Annotated in this window: 16 protein-coding genes; 12 read left to right on the plus strand and 4 right to left on the minus strand. The window is 50.5% G+C overall.

All coding sequences use genetic code 11. The features are described 5' to 3' along the window. The first annotated feature begins 48 nt into the window (after nt 1-48). From typA to OH31_RS06205, 5 genes are all read left to right on the plus strand, one after another. The gene (gene typA, locus OH31_RS06185; protein ID WP_019882214.1) at nt 49-1854 is read left to right on the plus strand and encodes a translational GTPase TypA; all 1806 of its coding nucleotides are present in this window, start codon (nt 49-51) and stop codon (nt 1852-1854) included. Between the two features lie 214 nt (nt 1855-2068). Next, a complete protein-coding gene (locus tag OH31_RS06190) occupies nt 2069-2323 on the plus strand; it encodes a hypothetical protein (protein ID WP_024930044.1) in 255 nt (84 codons plus the stop codon). 157 nt (nt 2324-2480) lie between these two features. Then, entirely contained in the window at nt 2481-3296 is an 816-nt protein-coding gene (locus tag OH31_RS06195; RefSeq protein ID WP_024930045.1) for a polyphosphate kinase 2 family protein, read from the plus strand. A 139-nt stretch (nt 3297-3435) separates the two neighbouring features. Then, nucleotides 3436-4737, plus strand: coding sequence for an ATP-binding protein (locus OH31_RS06200; protein WP_036298691.1), 1302 nt, complete (start codon nt 3436-3438; stop codon nt 4735-4737). Between the two features lie 30 nt (nt 4738-4767). Continuing rightward, complete coding sequence (locus tag OH31_RS06205) at nt 4768-5388, plus strand: response regulator transcription factor (protein WP_024930047.1); 621 nt, start codon at nt 4768-4770, stop codon at nt 5386-5388. Between the two features lie 63 nt (nt 5389-5451). Here the strand turns inward: OH31_RS06205 and OH31_RS06210 are convergent, their stop codons facing one another. Continuing rightward, nucleotides 5452-6351 (minus strand): DMT family transporter, encoded by a 900-nt coding sequence (locus tag OH31_RS06210; RefSeq protein WP_036298693.1) that lies wholly within the window; start codon nt 6349-6351, stop codon nt 5452-5454. A gap of 11 nt (nt 6352-6362) precedes the next feature. After that, nucleotides 6363-7514, minus strand: coding sequence for an aromatic ring-hydroxylating dioxygenase subunit alpha (locus tag OH31_RS06215; RefSeq protein WP_024930049.1), 1152 nt, complete (start codon nt 7512-7514; stop codon nt 6363-6365). A gap of 274 nt (nt 7515-7788) precedes the next feature. On the opposite strand from OH31_RS06215, the gene tal reads away from it, so the two are divergent. The 3 genes from tal (at nt 7789) to hxlB (ending at nt 10186) form a co-directional block, all read left to right on the plus strand. Beyond that, nucleotides 7789-8742 (plus strand): transaldolase, encoded by a 954-nt coding sequence (gene tal / locus OH31_RS06220; RefSeq protein ID WP_019882221.1) that lies wholly within the window; start codon nt 7789-7791, stop codon nt 8740-8742. 172 nt (nt 8743-8914) lie between these two features. Next, the gene (gene hxlA / locus OH31_RS06225) at nt 8915-9547 is read left to right on the plus strand and encodes a 3-hexulose-6-phosphate synthase (protein ID WP_019882222.1); all 633 of its coding nucleotides are present in this window, start codon (nt 8915-8917) and stop codon (nt 9545-9547) included. Nucleotides 9548-9649: 102 nt separating this feature from the next. Further along, nucleotides 9650-10186 carry a 6-phospho-3-hexuloisomerase gene (hxlB, locus tag OH31_RS06230; RefSeq protein ID WP_019882223.1) on the plus strand — a complete coding sequence of 179 codons (537 nt, stop codon included), beginning with the start codon at nt 9650-9652 and terminating at the stop codon, nt 10184-10186. A gap of 65 nt (nt 10187-10251) precedes the next feature. Here hxlB and OH31_RS06235 read toward each other — a convergent pair whose 3' ends face one another. Continuing rightward, complete coding sequence (locus OH31_RS06235) at nt 10252-10959, minus strand: HisA/HisF-related TIM barrel protein (RefSeq protein ID WP_024930050.1); 708 nt, start codon at nt 10957-10959, stop codon at nt 10252-10254. Between OH31_RS06235 and OH31_RS06240 the strand changes: the two genes are divergently transcribed. From OH31_RS06240 to OH31_RS06255, 4 genes are read left to right on the plus strand one after another with little or no spacing between them, the layout of a single operon-like run. Beyond that, on the plus strand, nt 10954-12030 hold the full coding sequence (locus OH31_RS06240; protein WP_024930051.1) for an ATP-grasp domain-containing protein: 1077 nt from the start codon (nt 10954-10956) through the stop codon (nt 12028-12030). The two genes, OH31_RS06235 and OH31_RS06240, sit on opposite strands and share 6 nt — an antisense overlap. Further along, a complete protein-coding gene (locus tag OH31_RS06245) occupies nt 12027-13097 on the plus strand; it encodes a hydantoinase/oxoprolinase family protein (protein WP_024930052.1) in 1071 nt (356 codons plus the stop codon). Before OH31_RS06240 ends, OH31_RS06245 begins: the two co-directional genes overlap by 4 nt. Further along, complete coding sequence (gene pabB, locus OH31_RS06250) at nt 13088-14539, plus strand: aminodeoxychorismate synthase component I (RefSeq protein WP_024930053.1); 1452 nt, start codon at nt 13088-13090, stop codon at nt 14537-14539. Before OH31_RS06245 ends, pabB begins: the two co-directional genes overlap by 10 nt. 17 nt (nt 14540-14556) lie before the next feature. Continuing rightward, entirely contained in the window at nt 14557-15228 is a 672-nt protein-coding gene (locus OH31_RS06255; RefSeq protein ID WP_024930054.1) for a hypothetical protein, read from the plus strand. 31 nt (nt 15229-15259) lie between these two features. Here the strand turns inward: OH31_RS06255 and OH31_RS06260 are convergent, their stop codons facing one another. Beyond that, entirely contained in the window at nt 15260-18397 is a 3138-nt protein-coding gene (locus OH31_RS06260) for an efflux RND transporter permease subunit (RefSeq protein ID WP_024930055.1), read from the minus strand. Nucleotides 18398-18419: the final 22 nt, after the last annotated feature.

Below are 18419 nucleotides of genomic sequence, written 5' to 3' on the forward strand. Positions count from 1 at the left end.
GTTGATTTGTGATAAAATCGCGCCCTTTCCAAACAGATGGCAGTTCACATGGCACGCAACCTTAGAAATATCGCAATTATCGCCCACGTTGACCACGGTAAAACAACCATGGTTGACAAGCTACTTCAACAGTCAGGTACTTTTGCCTCACACCAAGCGGTGACTGAGCGTGTGATGGATAGCAACGATCTGGAAAAAGAACGCGGCATTACGATTCTGGCCAAAAACACTGCTTTAACCTACGAAGGCACACATATTAATATCGTCGACACACCGGGCCACGCCGACTTCGGTGGCGAGGTAGAGCGCGTATTAGGCATGGTGGATGGCGTATTGTTGTTGGTGGATGCCGTGGATGGCCCAATGCCACAAACGCGTTTTGTGACCAAAAAAGCACTGGCCCTGGGTTTGAAGCCAATTGTGGTGATTAACAAAGTTGACCGTCCAAGTGCGCGTCCTGATTGGGTGATTAACCATACGTTTGATCTGTTCGCCAACCTGGGTGCCACCGATGAGCAACTGGATTTTCCGGTGGTTTACGCCTCAGCCTTAAATGGTTTTGCCACCTTAGACATGAGCAAACCTTCAGACAATATGCGTGCTTTGTTTGACACCATTTTAAGCCATGTTGAGCCACCTAAAGGTGATAGCGAAGCACCATTGCAACTACAAATTTCTGCCTTGGATTATTCTACTTATACTGGTCGCCTGGGCGTTGGCCGTGTGACCAATGGCCGTATCAAGCCAGGCCAGGTCGTCGCCGTGATGCGCGAAGATGAACAAGTAGCACAAGGCCGTATTAACCAGGTGCTGGGTTTTAAAGGCCTGGAGCGCGTGCCGGTAGACGAAGCTGAAGCAGGTGACATCGTCATCATTTCAGGTATTGAAGAAATCGGTATCGGTTTTACGATCTGTGATCGCGACAAGCCAGTTGGTTTGCCACACTTGGGTGTAGATGAGCCAACCCTGACCATGGACTTTATGGTGAACACTTCACCATTGGCTGGTACAGAAGGTAAATTTATTACCTCACGTCAGATCCGTGACCGTTTGACTAAAGAGTTACTAGTTAACGTGGCTTTGCGTGTTGAAGATACTGAAGATACGGATGTATTCCGTGTATCCGGCCGCGGTGAGTTACACCTGACTATTTTGCTGGAAAACATGCGTCGTGAAGGTTTTGAAATTGCCGTGGGTAAACCACGCGTGGTGTTCAGAGAAATCAATGGCGAAAAATGTGAGCCATATGAAATCCTGACTGTGGACCTGGAAGACGAAAACCAGGGTGCGGTGATGGAGGAGTTGGGTCGTCGCCGTGGTGAAATGTCAAATATGGAGTCTGACGGTAATGGCCGTACACGTTTGGAATACCGTATTCCAGCGCGTGGCCTGATCGGTTTCCAGGGCGAGTTTTTGACACTGACCCGTGGTACCGGTTTGATGGCGCATATTTTTGACGAATACGCACCATTGAAAGCCGATATGCCAGGCCGCCGTAATGGCGTGCTGATTTCAGCCGAGCAGGGTGAAGCGGTGGCTTATGCTTTATGGAAACTGCAAGACCGCGGCAAAATGTTCTCCAGCCCGGGTGACCGTTTGTATGAAGGCATGATTATCGGTATCCATAGCCGTGACAATGACCTGGTGGTTAACCCGATCAAGGGTAAACAGTTAACCAACGTGCGCGCCTCCGGTACTGATGAAGCGGTGCGTTTGGTGCCGCCTATCTCCATCAGCCTGGAAAGTGCTGTGGAATTTATTGATGATGACGAATTGGTCGAGATTACACCAAAAACAATTCGCCTGCGTAAACGCTTCCTGTTGGAGCATGAGCGTAAGCGTTCCAGCAAGTAATTAGGATTGATCGGTAAAAAAGCCAGCAGAAGCTGGCTTTTTTATTGCCTGCAACATCCTGTTAGTTTTTTAATATTATTTAATTCTCACATATGTTAATAGTTGATATAATTAACATATAAAATAACTAAAGTTAACACATTGGTGGCTGGCTAGCCGATCTGAGTTAACGCCGTGAAAAATTTATTTTTAATATCAATTAAGGAGAAATGTAATGGCAATGTGTGAATTAAATGTCGTCGAAGTGGATGCCGTGTCTGGTGGTTTTGGTGCGGGCATTGGTTTTTTTGGCATGCCTGAAGAAACAGTGGCTGCTGGCAATGTACTGATCGCGGCGGTGGGCGGTATTGGTGGTGTCGCAACCACTCTCGGCCAGGTGTTAAATGGCCCATCGGGCCCGGCAATCGTTTCTGCATTCTCAGGTGTATTGTCTGGTGGTGTGTTTGGCTTACTGTTTGGCCGCAATTAATCATTAACAACGGAAATCTCCCCTAATAACAGCCTCGTCAGGGGCTGTTTTTTTATATCGGTGTTCCGGGCGGCGGTTTATCGGTTTGTTAAGCTACCTTGGTGTTTGCAATTTAACTGCGATACACTTGCCAACAAGCCATTACCAGATCATGTCTATGACCGCTACACTAGAGCAGTACCGTGTTAATCCGAAAAAATTTTCCTTAAAGCAATTCAAGGCGGACGACCGGTCTGCCCGCACCGGTGATAAAGCAAGTGATGCCAGTTTGTTGGCCGAGTTAACCCATCAAATTAACCTCAGGCAGGATATTCTGCATGCGCAAGGCAAGCATAAGGTTTTGCTGATTTTGCAGGGCATGGATACCAGTGGTAAAGATGGCACGGTCAGGCATGTGTTTAGCGCCTGTGATCCTTTAGGTATTCGCCTGGCCAGCTTTAAGGCGCCAAGTGCGGATGAGCTGGCGCATGATTATTTGTGGCGCGTGCATCATCAGGTGCCGACCAAGGGTGAATTGACTATTTTTAATCGCAGCCATTATGAAGATGTATTGATTGTGAAAGTGCATGACTGGATAGACGACGTAGAATGCAAACGTCGTTACCAGCAAATTAATGACTTCGAGCGCATGCTCAGTGAAACTGGCACTACCATTATTAAATGCTTTCTGCATATCTCTAAAGACGAGCAAAAGGAGCGTTTGCAAGAGCGTCTGGATGATCCAACCAAGCATTGGAAATTTAACCCCAAGGACCTCGATGAGCGTGCCTTGTGGGACCGCTATATGGACGCTTATGAATTGGCGCTGAAAGAGACGTCCACTAAGTATGCGCCCTGGTATGTGATTCCTGCTGACTCTAAAACCAACCGTAATTTACTGGTTTCCCAGATTTTGCTGGAGAGTTTGAATCAATTGCCACTAGCGTATCCGGCCAAGCCTAATGAGTGGGATCAGCTCACCATTAAAGATTAATCGTAGAGATTAGTCATAGACACGTGAATTTAATGATTTTACGCTGTGTATAGATGGCCGTATTACAGTTTAATAACGCTGGGTTTTCATTCTCGATTAAAACATGAGCTTACGCTTTCGACTCAACTTGTTAGTCACCATGCTGTCGCTGGCCTTTCTGGTGGCCGCCGCGGTGGTGTTGGTGCGCGATACCAAAGACAGCATCCGTGAACGGGTAGAGGCCGCCACGCGGGTGACGGTGCAATTGCTGGATACGGTGATTGTCAGTTCGGCGATGAATCCCAGTCTGGGTCCCACTCATTACGTGCTGCAAGATTTCCTGCGTTCGCTGGGCTATGTGCGCAGTAGCCGCATTGAGCTCTACGATTACGCCAATAATCCTTTATATATTTCGCCGACTTCAACTTTCAAGTCTGAAATCAACCCGCCGGAGTGGTTTACCAAACTGGTCGCGCCCAAGGTGGAAACCGTGACACGGCGTGTGCGCTATGGCGTGTTAACCATTAGCTCTAATGCCGAAGGCTCTATCCGCGAGGCCTGGTCAGGCTTTCTGCAGTTAATAGTGATGGGCGTTGGTTTTTTTGTCTTGCTCAACTTGTTGGTGTATGGCTTGCTCAGCCACGCTTTGCGCCCGGTCCGACATATTTTGCATGCCATTAACCGCATAGAGCAGGGCGATTTGACCACGCGACTGGAGCGTTTTTCAGTGCCTGAGTTTGACAAAATTGGCCTCAGTTTAAACCAGATGGCCTTGTCGCTGGATGCTGAGCGTCAATTAGAGCAAAACCGCCAGTTGACGCAACTGATTCAGCAGCACATTGAAGACGAGCGACGCAGTCTGGCACGTGAGTTGCACGATGAACTGGGACAGTATGTGACAGCGATTAAGACCTTTGCCGTGGCCATTGTGAATAAAACCAAAGAAAGCGCGCCAGATATTGCGGCCAATGCGCAAACCATCGTGGCTGCCGCCAACCATATTTACGACGGCATGCATAATATTATTCGCCAGTTGCGTCCGGCAGCCATGGATAATATGGGTTTGGTGGAAACCTTGCGTGATATGGTGTCAGGTTACCAGGTGCAACATCCTGAATTGAATATTCAGTTGCATTTATCAGGCGAGTTTCAGCCCATGGGTGAAAACGTCAATATCAATATCTACCGCATGGTGCAAGAGGCCGTCAATAACGCCATCAAACATGCGCATGCGCAATGTATCAATGTGCACATGCTGACTGATGCGCAAGGCTTGCGCCTGATGATTTGCGATGACGGTGTAGGCATGCAACTGGATGCGGTGGATCAGAGCAAACATTTTGGGTTGCTCGGTATGCGCGAGCGCGTACAGGCCTTGCATGGACAGTTTAAAGTGGTTTCGCAACCAGAGGCTGGGCGTGGAACCACATTGGAAATTCGATTGCCTATGCAATCAGCATAAATCAGGGGAGAAACAAGCGTGATAAGTGTAATGCTGGTAGATGACCATGCAGTGGTCAGGATGGGCTTTAAAATGCTGCTCGAGTCAGACCAGGAAATTAAGGTCATTGCGGAGGCTGAAAGCGGCGAAGCTGCGATAAAGGCCTATGTCGAGCACCATCCGCAAGTAGTGGTCATGGATATCACCATGCCAGGGATTGGTGGCATGGAGGCCATAGAACGCATTCTGGCCAAAGACAATCATGCCCGTATTCTGGTGTTGTCTGCGCATGAAGATTCCGTGCATCCTAAACGTGTGCTCAATGCCGGTGCCATGGGCTATGTCACCAAGCGCAGCGCGGCTGAAGAGTTGATTAAAGCCATCCGCAGTGTAGCCCAGGGTAAAAAATACATCGAGGCCAGCGTGGCACAGCAAATGGCGATTCAGCAATTGTCCGGTGAGCAAAATCCGGTGGATGTGCTCAGTGAGCGTGAGTTTGAGGTGTTTATGTCATTGGCACGCGGCAAATCTACCAACGAGATTGCTGAAACCTTGTTCCTGAGCCCGCGCACGGTGGGTACGCATTTGTACAATATCAAGCAAAAGCTCAATGCGCAAAACTCGGCAGAGATTGCCCTGATTGCCATGCGTTGCGGGCTGCTTGAGCCGTAAGTTAGCCGGATGAAATAAAAAAGCCATTCTTGCAAGAATGGCTTTTTTATTGGGATCAATCGTTTATCTTGTACTGCGTGAGCTTAAGATGCCAAACGCCACAATCAGCAACATGCCAGCAATCTCGTTTGTGCTTAGGGTCTCACCCCAAATGATGACGCCTATCAAGGTCGCAAACACTACGGTGCTATACGCCAGGCTGGCAACGGTTAAGGTGTTGCCAGTACGGTAGGCGCGCGTCAGGGCCAGTTGGCTAAAGGTGGCTGATAATCCTAAACCGCATAGTAGCGGTAAATCCTGCCAGCGCAGTACTGCCATATGGTCAATCAGCATCCAGCCACCACTGGCGATGGTGCATACCAGGGTAAAGTAAAACACGGTGCGCCAGTCGGGTTCGCCTTCAATGCCTAGTTGTTTGACGTGCACATAAGCGAAAGCGGCACCTATGCCGGACAGCAAACCTACGCCGCCCGCCAGTAATTGGTTGCTATTGAATGCGGGCTGCAACAACAGGCATACCCCGGCGAAGCCACCGATGACGCACAGGTTCAGTCTCCAGCGTTGCTGGCGGCTGAGTGGACGTTCTGCTTTAAGCAGCCATGGTGACAGCAGTGCCAAAAACATGGGCGAGGTGTAGTTGAGCGTGATCGCGGTGGCCAGCGGTAAGTGCGCGATGGCATAGAAAAACAGCAATAGGGCCGTAAAACCAACCAGGGCACGACGCATTTGCATGGCTAATAATGGTGTTTTTAACGGTTTGCCATGCCAGCAGACAATGGCTGCAATCATGAGCAAGCCAAAGGCTGAACGATAGAATACCAGTTCGCTTGCGGTAAAACGCGCTGCACCGGCTTTGACACAGGCGCCCATCACGGCAAAGCCCAAACCTGCCAGCAGCATCCAGTAGCTGCCTAGCTGCCAGTGTTTGGGGTGCCGGAAGGTAGTATAGCGATGTTTGAACAAAAGGAACTTGCCTAGCGCTGCAAGTGTTCAGGCAGATGTGCTTCCATCTGTCTGCGATACCAGCGGTGGAAGTGTTCCAGGCCGGTTTCCATCGGGTGCTGGTAAGGGCCGCGCTCATCTTTACCTAGCATAAATAAACCTTTGCGGCCATCTTGCATGCGCTGACAAATTTCTTTGTCTTCAACCGCAGTTTCAAAATAAGCCGCTTGCTGTGCCTTGATATATTCACGCTCAAACAGGGCAATGTCTTCCGGGTAGTAAAACTCGACCACATTCTGGCAAGACTCTGTGCCGGTCGGGATAATGTGCGAAACGACCAAGACGTTGGGGTACCATTCGATCATGAGGAATGGGTAGAGCACAAACCAGATGGCGCCATACTTGGGTGGTGTGCCTTGCTGGTAATCGGTAACGGCTTGTTGCCACTGTTTGTACACTGGTGACAGGCTGTAATCCGGTAGCGGTTTGTAACCGACGGTTTGCACGCTGTAATGCTCAGCAAATTCCCAATTCAATTCGCCGCAGTCAACAAACTGGTTGAGGCCAGGGTGGAACGGGCCAACATGGTAGTCTTCCAGATAGACTTCGATAAAGGTCTTCCAGTTGAAATCGTAATGGTCAACAATGGCTGACTCAAAGTGATAGCCGGTAAAGTCAAAGTCCTGCTTGCAGCCCAGTTGCTTGAGCAACTGGGCGATGTCCAGGCCTTTTTGTTTGGATGCCGTGTCACTGCCTTTAAACAGCAGGCCTTGCCATGCAGTCAGGGCTTGCTTCTCCAGGTGCAGGCACGGGTTTTGTTCAAAATGCGGGGCGCCCAGTAACTGGCCGTTCAAATCATAGGTCCAGCGGTGCAGCGGGCAGACAATATGCTGGGTGTTGCCTTGTCCATTGAGCATCACCGCTTGCCGGTGGCGGCAGATATTGCTGATCAGTTGTGGCTGGCCATGTTGATTCACCAGGGCTGTGGCATTGTGCATCCAGTCCAGGGCGCGATAGTCGCCCGGGTTGGGAACCATGCGTTCATGCCCCAGATATTGCGGCAGCAGAGAGAACAAATGCGTTTGCTCCAGCGCATACACATCCGGATGCAGATACCAGTCAACAGGGAGTTGTGCGAAGCGAGTCTGGTTTTGTTCTTTATTTAAAGAGGTGACAGAACCCATATGCCTAACTGATTAATCACTTGCAAAAAAGGTGAATTGTGCCCGAAAAGGGGCATATTGAAAAGACGAAACAGGCAAAAGTGCCTGGTGAAGCGGCAGCAATTGTTTGATTCTAATCAATAAAACTGCATCGGCTGGCGGCTGGATGCAAGCAGTGGACACGCTGGAATGTGCAAAGGACGCTTAACTAACTCGAATAAATTCAGTTATAATGTTGAAGGTTTCTATGTATAACTATACGTAAACGATTATTGCAATTTATAGGAGCAATCGCATGGCAAATTTATTAGATCAGTTGAAAGCAATCACAACCATCGTGGCTGACACTGGTGACGTTGAAGCAATCAAAAGTGTTAAACCTGTGGACGCAACCACAAACCCATCTCTGGTATTGAAGGCTAGCCAAATCCCAGAATACGCACCATTGATTGACACTGCCATTGCTTACGCAAAAGCACAAGGTGGTTCTAAAGAGCAACAAATTGAAAACGCAGCTGACAAACTGGCTGTGTTGATTGGCGCTGAAATCACTAAAGTGGTTCCAGGCCGTATTTCTACAGAAGTAGATGCACGTCTGTCTTTCAATATCGACGCGATGGTCGCTAAAGGCCGTAAACTGATCAGCCTGTACCAAGAGTCTGGCATCAGCAAAGACCGCGTGTTGATCAAACTGGCTTCTACCTGGGAAGGTATTAAAGCCGGCGAGATCCTGGAAAAAGAAGGCGTTCAGTGTAATCTGACATTGTTGTTCGGTTTTGGCCAGGCACGTGCTTGTGCTGAAGCTGGCGTATTCCTGATTTCTCCATTCGTGGGCCGTATCCTTGACTGGTACAAAGCGAAAAACCCAGGTACTGAGTACACACAAGAAACAGACCCAGGTGTGGTTTCTGTACGCGCGATCTACCAATACTACAAAGAGCACGGTTACAAAACTGTTGTGATGGGTGCTTCTTTCCGTAACACTGGCGAGCTGATTGCTTTGGCTGGTTGTGACCGTTTGACCGTTTCTCCAAACTTGCTGCAAGACCTGGCTGCAACTGAAGGTACTTTGGTTCAAGTGTTGAAAGATGGCGGCAAAACCAAAGAGTTGCCAGCTAAATTGACAGAAGAAGAGTTCCGTTTTGAACTAAATCAAGATCCAATGGCCACTGAGAAGTTGGCTGAAGGTATCCGTGGTTTCGTGGCTGACCAGAATAAACTGGAAGCTGCATTAGCCGCAAAACTGTAATATCGCCATGCGATAATGCAAACGGGCAGGGACCTGCCCGTTTGGCTTTTAAGTCAGGCATAAATCGGCCTGCAACATTGACTTATTTTGGCTGCCAGCTTACTATGAGCGACCAGCTTGAATTGGTAGTACGCTAGTAATAGCATTTAAATTTTAATTTTTGGAGAAAAACATGGCATTAACACAAATGGCATTAGACTCATTGGATTTCGACGCAACTATCGCTTTGGCAGAAAAAGTTGCTCCACACGTTGACATTCTGGAAATCGGTACACCATGCATCAAGCACAACGGTATCAAATTGCTGGAAACTTTGCGCGCTAAGTTCCCAAACAACAAGATCCTGGTTGACCTGAAAACTATGGATGCAGGCGAGTACGAGTCTGAGCCATTCTACAAAGCCGGTGCTGACATCTGCGTAGTTTTGGGCGTATCCGACATCGGTACAATCAAAGGCGTAATCAAAGCTGCTAACAAATACGGCAAAAAAGCTCAAGTTGACCTGATCAGCGTTGAAGACAAAGTTGCTAAAACTAAAGAAGTTGCTGCTGCTGGTGCTCACATCATCGGTATCCACACTGGTTTGGACCAACAAGCTGCTGGCCAAACTCCTTTTGCTGACCTGGCTGCTGTTGCTGGTTTGAACCTGGGCGTTGAGATCTCTGTTGCTGGTGGTGTTAAAGCCGCTACTGCAGGTCAAGTACGTGACGCTGGCGCGACTATCATCGTTGCTGGTGCTGCTATCTACGGCGCTGCTGACCCAGCTGCTGCTGCTGCAGAAATCACTGCTATCGCTCACGCTTAATTCAGTTAAGTATCAATAAGTAATTATTGATCAGCGAGACAAAAAACCCGACCCAGCAATGAGTCGGGTTTTTTATTAAACTTTTTGAATACAGGACAAAACATGGATCATCAACAATTTATTCTGGACAACTTAAAGCGTATTCTGGACGTGACTGACAAGTCAAAAGCGGCTGAATTGCTGAAACTGGTTGAAGAGGCTGGTTCAACATTTATCGGTGGCGCAGGTCGTTCACTGCTGGTATCACGCTTCTTTGCAATGCGTTTGGTACACTCTGGCTACAGCGTTTACATGATCGGCGAAGTGGTGACACCAGCGATCAAAAAAGGTGATCTGCTGATCCTGGTTTCAGGTTCCGGCGGTACAGCAACCTTGTTGCCATTCGTGAAAAAAGCCAAAGAAGTGGGCGCCAAACTGGTGGTTATTTCCATGAAGAAAACTTCAGCCATGGCTGATGTGGCTGATCTGGTTGTTCAAGTCGGTCAAGATGACAGCTTCCCATTGGTTAAAGGCATGCCTATGGGCGGTCAATTTGAATTGTCTACCCTGGTATTCCTGGAAGGCGCCATTTCTGAATTGATCCACGCTAAAGGCCTGACAGAAGAAGGCATGCGCGCATTGCACGCAAACCTGGAGTAAGTGTCAGTGGCATAAGTTTCTTACGAAGCTTTGCTGTCAAAAAACCGGCCATCAGGCCGGTTTTTTTATTGCGCGAATATTGCGAGGTCGCTGGCGGTGAGCTGTTTCTGGTGCAGTGCGCTGGCGATCAATACGCCATCAGCACCTGCTTGTGCCAGTGCCTGTATATCTGCGACGTGCCTGACGCCGCCTGCGGCATAGATGGCCTGTTGTGGATGCTGGTTTTTCAGTGCGGTGATTTTCTCGACCTCTGGGCCTTGATTGGCGCCTACTTTGGGTAAGCTCATCAATATGGTCGGCTGGCTCCAGAGACCTGTTTCAGTCAGCAGGCGACCAGGGCCATGAAAGCCATCCTCAAAGAAATCCAGCGATAAAATACTATGCGCCGTTATTTCACGCATGGCTTGATAGGTTTCGATATCCGTTAAGGTTTCACTGGCAATGATCGGGCGGATACCAGCGTCCAGCCAGGGCTTGAGTGCTTCGGTGCTATTGAGTCCGGCATCCACCCACCATTGCAGGTTCGGGAAGGCAGTCATGACCTGTTTAATCAATGGCAGGTGATTGGGCAGGTCACCCTGGCCGGTGATTGCATTTAAATCGGCAATATACACGCAGTCGAAGGCATAAACTTGTAAAATAGCAGTGATGACATCGAGCAGGGCATGGCTATCGGTTAACTGCGATTGGATCGCACGGTAGTGCTGGCGTTGCCCTTGTATGGCTTGCACTACCTGGCCATGCATCAAATCGATGACGGGAATAATATGCACAATAAATCTCGCTTGAAAATCTGGGTCTGTGAATATGTCAGCGCTGGTGGCCTGGCCTCTGAAACATTGCCTGCCAGCTTGTTGCAGGAAGGCTTACTCATGCGCGATGCCTTGCTGGCAGACTTGTCAGTGCTGGGCGTTGATTGTATCACTAGCCACGATAGCCGCGTTGCAGCTCCCATCCATGCCAATAGCCTGCCATTACATCCCGGTGAGGATGCTGATGCGCTTTGGCGCCAGCAATTATCATCTGATGACGTAGATGCTTGCTGGGTAATTGCGCCTGAAACAGGAGGCATTTTGCAGCATATGCAGCAATTGGTACAAACCGCTGGCAAAGTCTGGATAGGCTGTCGTGCCGACGCGATCGCGCAGACCAGTGCCAAATCGATCATGGCTGAGATTTGCCAGCAGGCGGGGATTACCGTGTTGCCGCATGTGTTTTTAGCGCAAGCCGATGCCTTGGAAAGCCTGAACTGGTATTACGATGCTACGACGACTGGCTGGGTAGTGAAACCCGATGATGGCGCAGGTTGTGAATTCACTTATTACTTTAAAAATATCAATGAACTTATTGATTTTAAATTAAAAATATCAATTGAAAATCCTTTGTTGTTCGCTAAGATTTTACTGCAGCCTTATGTGCCAGGCTTGGCGCTGAGCATGTCGGTGTTATCGACACAAGAGCGTGTACAGGTGATTGCCGGGCATCGGCAACGGATAGATATCCAGCAGGGATGTTTCCATTTTGATGGCGCTGGCGTGAACGAAGCTGTCGCCTATCTGCCCGCAATGCAGACATTGGCTGAACAGATACACGGTGCGATTCCTGGTCTGCTAGGCTACTGGGGCGCCGACATGATTTTGACCCCAGACGATCAATTGATGCTGGTTGAAGTGAATCCGCGCCTCACCACGCCTTATATCGCCTTATCGCCATTACTCACAGAAAATCCTGCCGCCATGATCCTGGATGCTATTTTAGAAAATAAATTGAGTACTGCTCAAGCACAGGCATCGTGTACTTTGTCCTTGTCGACAAAAAGCCGTACTGAGGTATTGCCCGCATGAAACGCGCTGTCATAGGGTGGGATATCGGTGGTGCGCATGTGAAAGCGGTGATGCTGGATGGGCAAGGTGAGATTGTGCGCGTATTACAGCAAGCCTGTGCCTTATGGAAAGGCCTGCCGTTACTGGAAGATGCCATCAAATATGTGTTGCATCAATGGCAAATGGAGGCAGAGGCTTGTGACCATGCGGTGACCATGACCGGTGAGCTAGTTGATTTGTTTGATAACCGTTTGCAGGGCGTACGAGCGATTGCCGAGACGGTGCAGCGCTATTTGCCACACGCCGAGTTCTACCTGGCCTCAGCGGCGCAAGGCGCAGGCTTTACGGCCAGCGTAGCAGGGCAGGAGGCAGACATCGCCTCGATGAACTGGCATGCCTCGGCGCAGTGCCTGGCGACCAGCATGACAGATGCCGCTATGTTGGTGGTGGATATTGGTAGCACGACTTGTGATATCACGCTGTGTGAGCAGCGGCAGGTCGTGCCTGTGGGCTGGTCTGACGCGGAGCGTATGGCGAAGCTGGGTTTATTTTATACCGGCGTCGTGCGCACGCCGCTGATGGCGCTGGGACCGTTAATCACTTGGTTAGCGCCCGGGCAGGCGCAGCCAGAGCCGCGCCATATCGCCGCAGAATATTTTGCCACGACTGCGGACGTTTATCGCGTGCTTGGCGAGTTGTCCCCCAGTTATGACCTGGCCGAGACTGCGGACGGTCAAGGGCGCGCTATGGTTGACAGTATGCGCCGCCTGGCACGGATGGTGGGGCATGATGTTGAAGATCAAACGGACGATGTCTGGCAGTCGCTGGCCCTTGCGTTTAAAGCCGCGCAATTGAATCACTTGCAACAGGCCATACAATCAACCATGGCACGGGCGCCAAGGCCACCGCAGATCATGGTAGGGCTGGGGGCGGGCAGTTTTCTGGTGGCAGCACTGGCGCATCGTCTGGGCCTGGTTTATCAGCCAGCCACGGCATGGATGTCCGCAGGTAATTTACAATTAAAACAAGATGCAGAGGTTTGTTTTCCAGCCTATGCGGTGGCGAGGTTATGGCAAGCATGGCATTAATTAAATTTGATTTACCTTATGCAGAAGGCATGCACTGGCTGCGGCAAGTCAGGCATCTGCCATGGCCGATGCTGCTGGAAAGCGGCCGGGTGGAAGCCAGCCAGTCCCAGCTGCAAACGAGTGTAGATGAAGAGATCAGCCTGGGTGCCCGTTTTGATATTGTGGTGGCTGCGCCCGTGGCCAAAATCATACATCGCCACCCTGATACTGAAGTACATACGCAGCAGGCCCAAACGAACCAGACCATCATAGAAAAATCGCAGCAGGATCCTTTCCAGCTTATCCAGCAATGGTTGTTGCCGCATGCGGTTGAACGTATCGCTGATATTCCATTTGCAGGCGGTGCACTGGGTTACTTTGCCTATGATCTGGGGCGCAGTATCGAAACCTTGCCAACGTTGGCTGCTGAGGATATGCCGCTGCCTGAATTACTGGTCGGTATCTATGATTGGGCGATTATCGTCGATCACCACTTGGGCATCAGCAAGCTGGTGTCGCACGCTCGTTTTAGTGATCACCAAGCGCTGCAGGCATTACACCAGCAATTAATACAACCATCCATTGAGCAGCACGAGGCGGCGTTTAAGGTCACTGGCGGGATTCAGCCGAATATGGATCAAGCAGCCTATGCCAGCGCCTTCCAAAAAGTAAAAGACTATATCCGTGCGGGCGATTGCTATCAGATCAATCTCGCACAGCGTTTTGCCGTGGATGTGACAGGAGATGCTTGCGAAGCTTATGACCATTTCCGTCAATTGAGCCGCGCGCCATTTATGGCTTATCTGCAAGTTGAAGATGGCGCAGGTAAGCCCTTGGCGGTTTTGTCTATGTCGCCGGAGCGGTTCTTGCAGGTCATTGATCGCAAAGTTGAAACGCGGCCGATTAAAGGTACGCGTCCACGGCACCAGGACGCTAGTGCCGATGCGCAAGCCGCCGAGGAGTTAGCGCATAGCATCAAAGACCGCGCCGAGAACCTGATGATTGTGGATTTATTGCGCAATGATATTGGCAAGGTGTGCGAAGTAGGGTCGGTTAAAGTCGATGCCTTGTTTAAATTGCAGCGGTTTACCAATGTGCATCATCTGGTGAGTATCGTGCGCGGCTTGCTGGCACCAACGTTTCATGCGCTGGATTTATTGCGTGGTTGTTTTCCTGGTGGCTCTATTACTGGCGCCCCCAAGTTGCGTGCCATGGAGATTATCGAAGAGCTGGAGCCGCACCGGCGAGGCATTTATTGTGGCAGTATTGGCTATATTGGTTTTGATGGTAGTATGGATACAAATATCGCGATAAGAACTGCTGTGATACGTAATGGAAGGATGACTTTTTTTGCTGGCGGTGGTGTAGTGGCTGATTCGGATTGCGCCAGGGAATATCAAGAAACATTTGATAAAGCCTCGCAATTTTTCAAGTTGGCCGCCCACTTTAAAATGACAAAATAATACTCGGGAACATGGATATGTGGGTGATCAAGCTAGGGGGGAGCGTGACACACTACGACAGCCTGGTACAGTGGCTGCGACTGGTTGTCCGTTGGGGCGATGGCAAAGTCATTATTGTGCCTGGCGGCGGCTTGTATGCTGATGCCGTGCGTGATTTTCAGCGTATGCGGGCTGTACACCCGGACGGCCATATCGATGATCAGCAAGCGCATGCACTGGCCATCTATGCCATGGATCAAATGGCGCGCAGCCTGGTCGCCATGGTACCTGAGCTTGCCTTGGTAAGAAATCCACTTGAAATTGCAGAAAGCGGCTGGCAGCATCGCGGACTGGTCTGGCTGCCTAGCGAGATGGCGCTAAATACCACGTTTGCCAATGAGCATGTGCTAGCCGAAAGTTGGGATGTGACCTCAGATAGCCTGGCTGCATGGCTCGCCTGGCAATTGGAGGCGCAATATGTATTGCTGGTCAAATCAGATGACAGATTGCTAGATGGGCAGATGCCTCTAGCGCTGCAAGCGTTGCAGTCCATGGATATTGTTGATCAGGGCTTATCTGGCTTGCTCGCAGAGGCTAAATTCCAGACTTATGTGGTGCACCAAAGCGAGTATGCGCTGTTTGAGCGGGGATTTGCCGGGGGAGCCTTAATGGCCAAGCTGTTAAAAGACCGCCTCTTGCAAAGCGAGTAACAAGCTCGCTTAAAGTGCTTATTTAACCACCTCAGGAGACTGTTGCATCACTTTTCTCGAAACGGCCAAAATGCAACATGATGGTCGGTAAAATCAGCAAGTTGAGGATGGTGGAAGAAATCAGGCCACCGACAATAATCGTCGCCATCGGCCCTTCAATTTCCCGTCCCGGTTCCCCACTGCCAATCGCCAGCGGTAACAGACCCAAGGCTGTCACCAATGCCGTCATCAATACTGATGGCAAGCGTTCAGAGGCACCACGGATGCAGGTATCAAGATTCCATTCATAGCCTTCTACATCTACCAGATGCTGGAAATGCGACACCATCATAATGGAGTTGCGCAGCGTGATACCGAACAGGGTTACAAAACCCACCAGTGTGCCGACCGAAATCCAGCCACCGGTAAAGAAGGTGGCTACCACGCCGCCAATCAGCGCAAACGGCAGGTTGGCGAACGTGAGCATCAGGTTACGCAAGCGGCCAAACGCGATATACAGCATAAGGAAAATCGCTACGCCAGCCACCAGCGAGTGAATAATCAAGTCTTGCCGCGATTGCGCATTGGCTTCTGCTTCACCAGAAAACTCGAGGTAGTTGCCGCTGTTTAATTGCAGTTTTTTATGCAAAGTACTGCGTATGTCTTCGAGCAATAAGCCCTGGTCGCGGCCAACAATATTGGCGGTGATGGTTTGAATACGTTTGGCACCCGAGTGCAGAATCTTGGAGCGGCCACCTTCTTGCGCCACATAGGCGACATCGGACAATTTGAGCATTTGGCCTTCAGGGTTGAAGATCGGGATATTGCGCATGTCTGCAATATCGTCGCGCGAGGCATCATTAAGCAGTACGCTGACGCCGATGGAGCGGTTGCCCATAAACACATGATTGACCGGGACACCTTCATAACAGGCCTTGACCGTGTCCAGCACGTCCACGGGTTGCAAACCCCATAGTGCCAGTTTTTCCTGTTTGAGGCGAATCACAATCTCAGGCGTTTCTGGCGGCGATTGCACCATGACATCGCGGACACCGCGTATGCTGCCGAGCAGGTTGGCAACTTTCTGGGCATCCCTGTCCAGCGCATCCAGGTCCTGGCCGAAAATATTAATCACCAGGCCTGCCGCATAGCCTGAGATGGTTTCTTCAATGCGCTCGGTTAAAAACGTATTAATGGCGAAGTTGGCACCGACAAAGCCCAATTCCACTTTGCCATCACCATCGTCATCTTCTGTTTCACCGGCAAGTTCTTCGCGAATGTCGTGAAAAATACGTTCCTGCTCTTTGCCGGATACGGTGCCGATTTCGACTTCAAACTCACTGTAATGCGTGCCAAACGTATCGGCGGCATTGGGCGCGCGGCCTACCCATTGTGCGACACTTTTCACGCCAGGAATCTCCAGCAGTACTTTGGTGACCTGGTTGCCCAGCTTGAGTGATTGTATTTCCGAAGTGCCAGGCACAGTCGTCATATGCAGGATATAGTGGCCTTCGCGCAGCGCCGGGATAAACTGGCTTCTGAATAAAGGCAGAATCGCCAGGCCCAGTGCAATGCAGACAAAGCTGGTCATCAGGATCAACTGGTAACGATGTTCAATCTGGTGCAGCAGTTTCACGTAGCGCTGTTTCAGCCAGCGCAACACCGGTGAGTCTTCATTTTGCAATGGTGCGTTGGCCAGCAAGGCGTAGCAAAGCGCGGGCGTGAGGGTGAGGGCAACCACCAGTGAGGCCAGGATGGCTGAAATATACGCGTAGCCCAAAGGGGCAAATAATTTACCCGCCACGCCAGACAAGGTCAGCAATGGTAAAAAGACCAGTGCCACGATAATGGTGGCATAGACCACTGAGCTACGGACCTCCATGGAAGCACGGAACACGACTTGCGCCGCAGGCAGCGGTTGCGACAGTAAGCGATTTTCACGCAAGCGGCGGAAAATATTTTCCGTATCAATAATGGCATCGTCGACCACTTCGCCCAAGGCAATGGCCAGGCCGCCCAATACCATAATGTTCAGCCCAACGCCGTATTGATACAGCACCACAATCGCGGTCAGCAACGACAATGGAATCGCTGTTGCTGAAATGACTGCAGTACGCACGTTAAACAGGAATGCAAACAGCACCAGCACCACCAGGAACGAGCCGATTAAAATATCCGTGCGTAAGCTGTGTATGGCGGTTTCAATAAAGTTGGCCGGACGGAACAAGCCTTCATGCAGGGTCACTTTTTGTGCGGTCAGGCTGGGCTTGATATCTGCCAGTTTGCGTTCCAGCAGCTTGGTCAACGCATAGACATTGGCGCCCAGTTGGCCTTGTACTGATAAATAGACCGCGGGATGGCCATTGATGGCCGCTGCGCTGATAGAAGGGGCAGCCCCTTCGGCGACCTCTGCCACATCACTGATGCGGATGGTACGGCCCAGTTTACGCAGAAGCGTGATATTAGCCAATTGCTGTGGTGTTGTCGTTTGGCCCTGGCTGTTGAGGATAATGCGCTGGTTGTCGTTTTGAATATAGCCTGCGCCACGTACGCCGGTGGCACGGCTGGCCGCATTGACGACGTCTTGCACATTCAACTGATACAACATCAGTTTGCGCGGATCAATCTTGATCTGGAACTGGCGCACTTCGCCGCCGTAGACGTTGATATCAGCGACGCCAGGAATCGCCATTAAGTGTGGTGTTAAATGCCAATCCACCAGCGTGCGTAGCTGCATCAGTGACAACTTGTCCGACGTGACGCCGATGCCCATCACCGTGCTGGCCGAGGAGGTGAGCGGGGTGATATTGGGCACAATGCCAGGCGGCAACTGGCTGCCCAGCATATTCAGGTGTTCGGCGACGATTTGCCGGTTACGGTAAATGTCTGATTTATCCTGAAAAATCACCGTAATAATAGACAGACCGGGAATCGACTGCGAGCGCAGGCTTTTAATGCCGATCGCTCCCGAAATGACATTTTCAATCGGCTGCGTGACCAGTTTCTCGACCAGGCTAGCCGAGAGTCCTGGCGACTCGGTTTGAATCACCACCTGCGTTGGGGCAAACTCCGGGAATACGTTGAGGTCGCTCTGTGTCAGGCTGTAGGCGCCATAGACAATGACCAGCAGGGCGAGCCCGATCATCACGCCGTAAAAGCGGATGGCAAACCTGACCAGTGCCGCCATCATGTTTGCAGGCCTCTATGGTTTA

Origin of the sequence: Methylophilus sp. OH31, from assembly GCF_000576615.1 — a bacterium.
Classification (GTDB): domain Bacteria; phylum Pseudomonadota; class Gammaproteobacteria; order Burkholderiales; family Methylophilaceae; genus Methylophilus.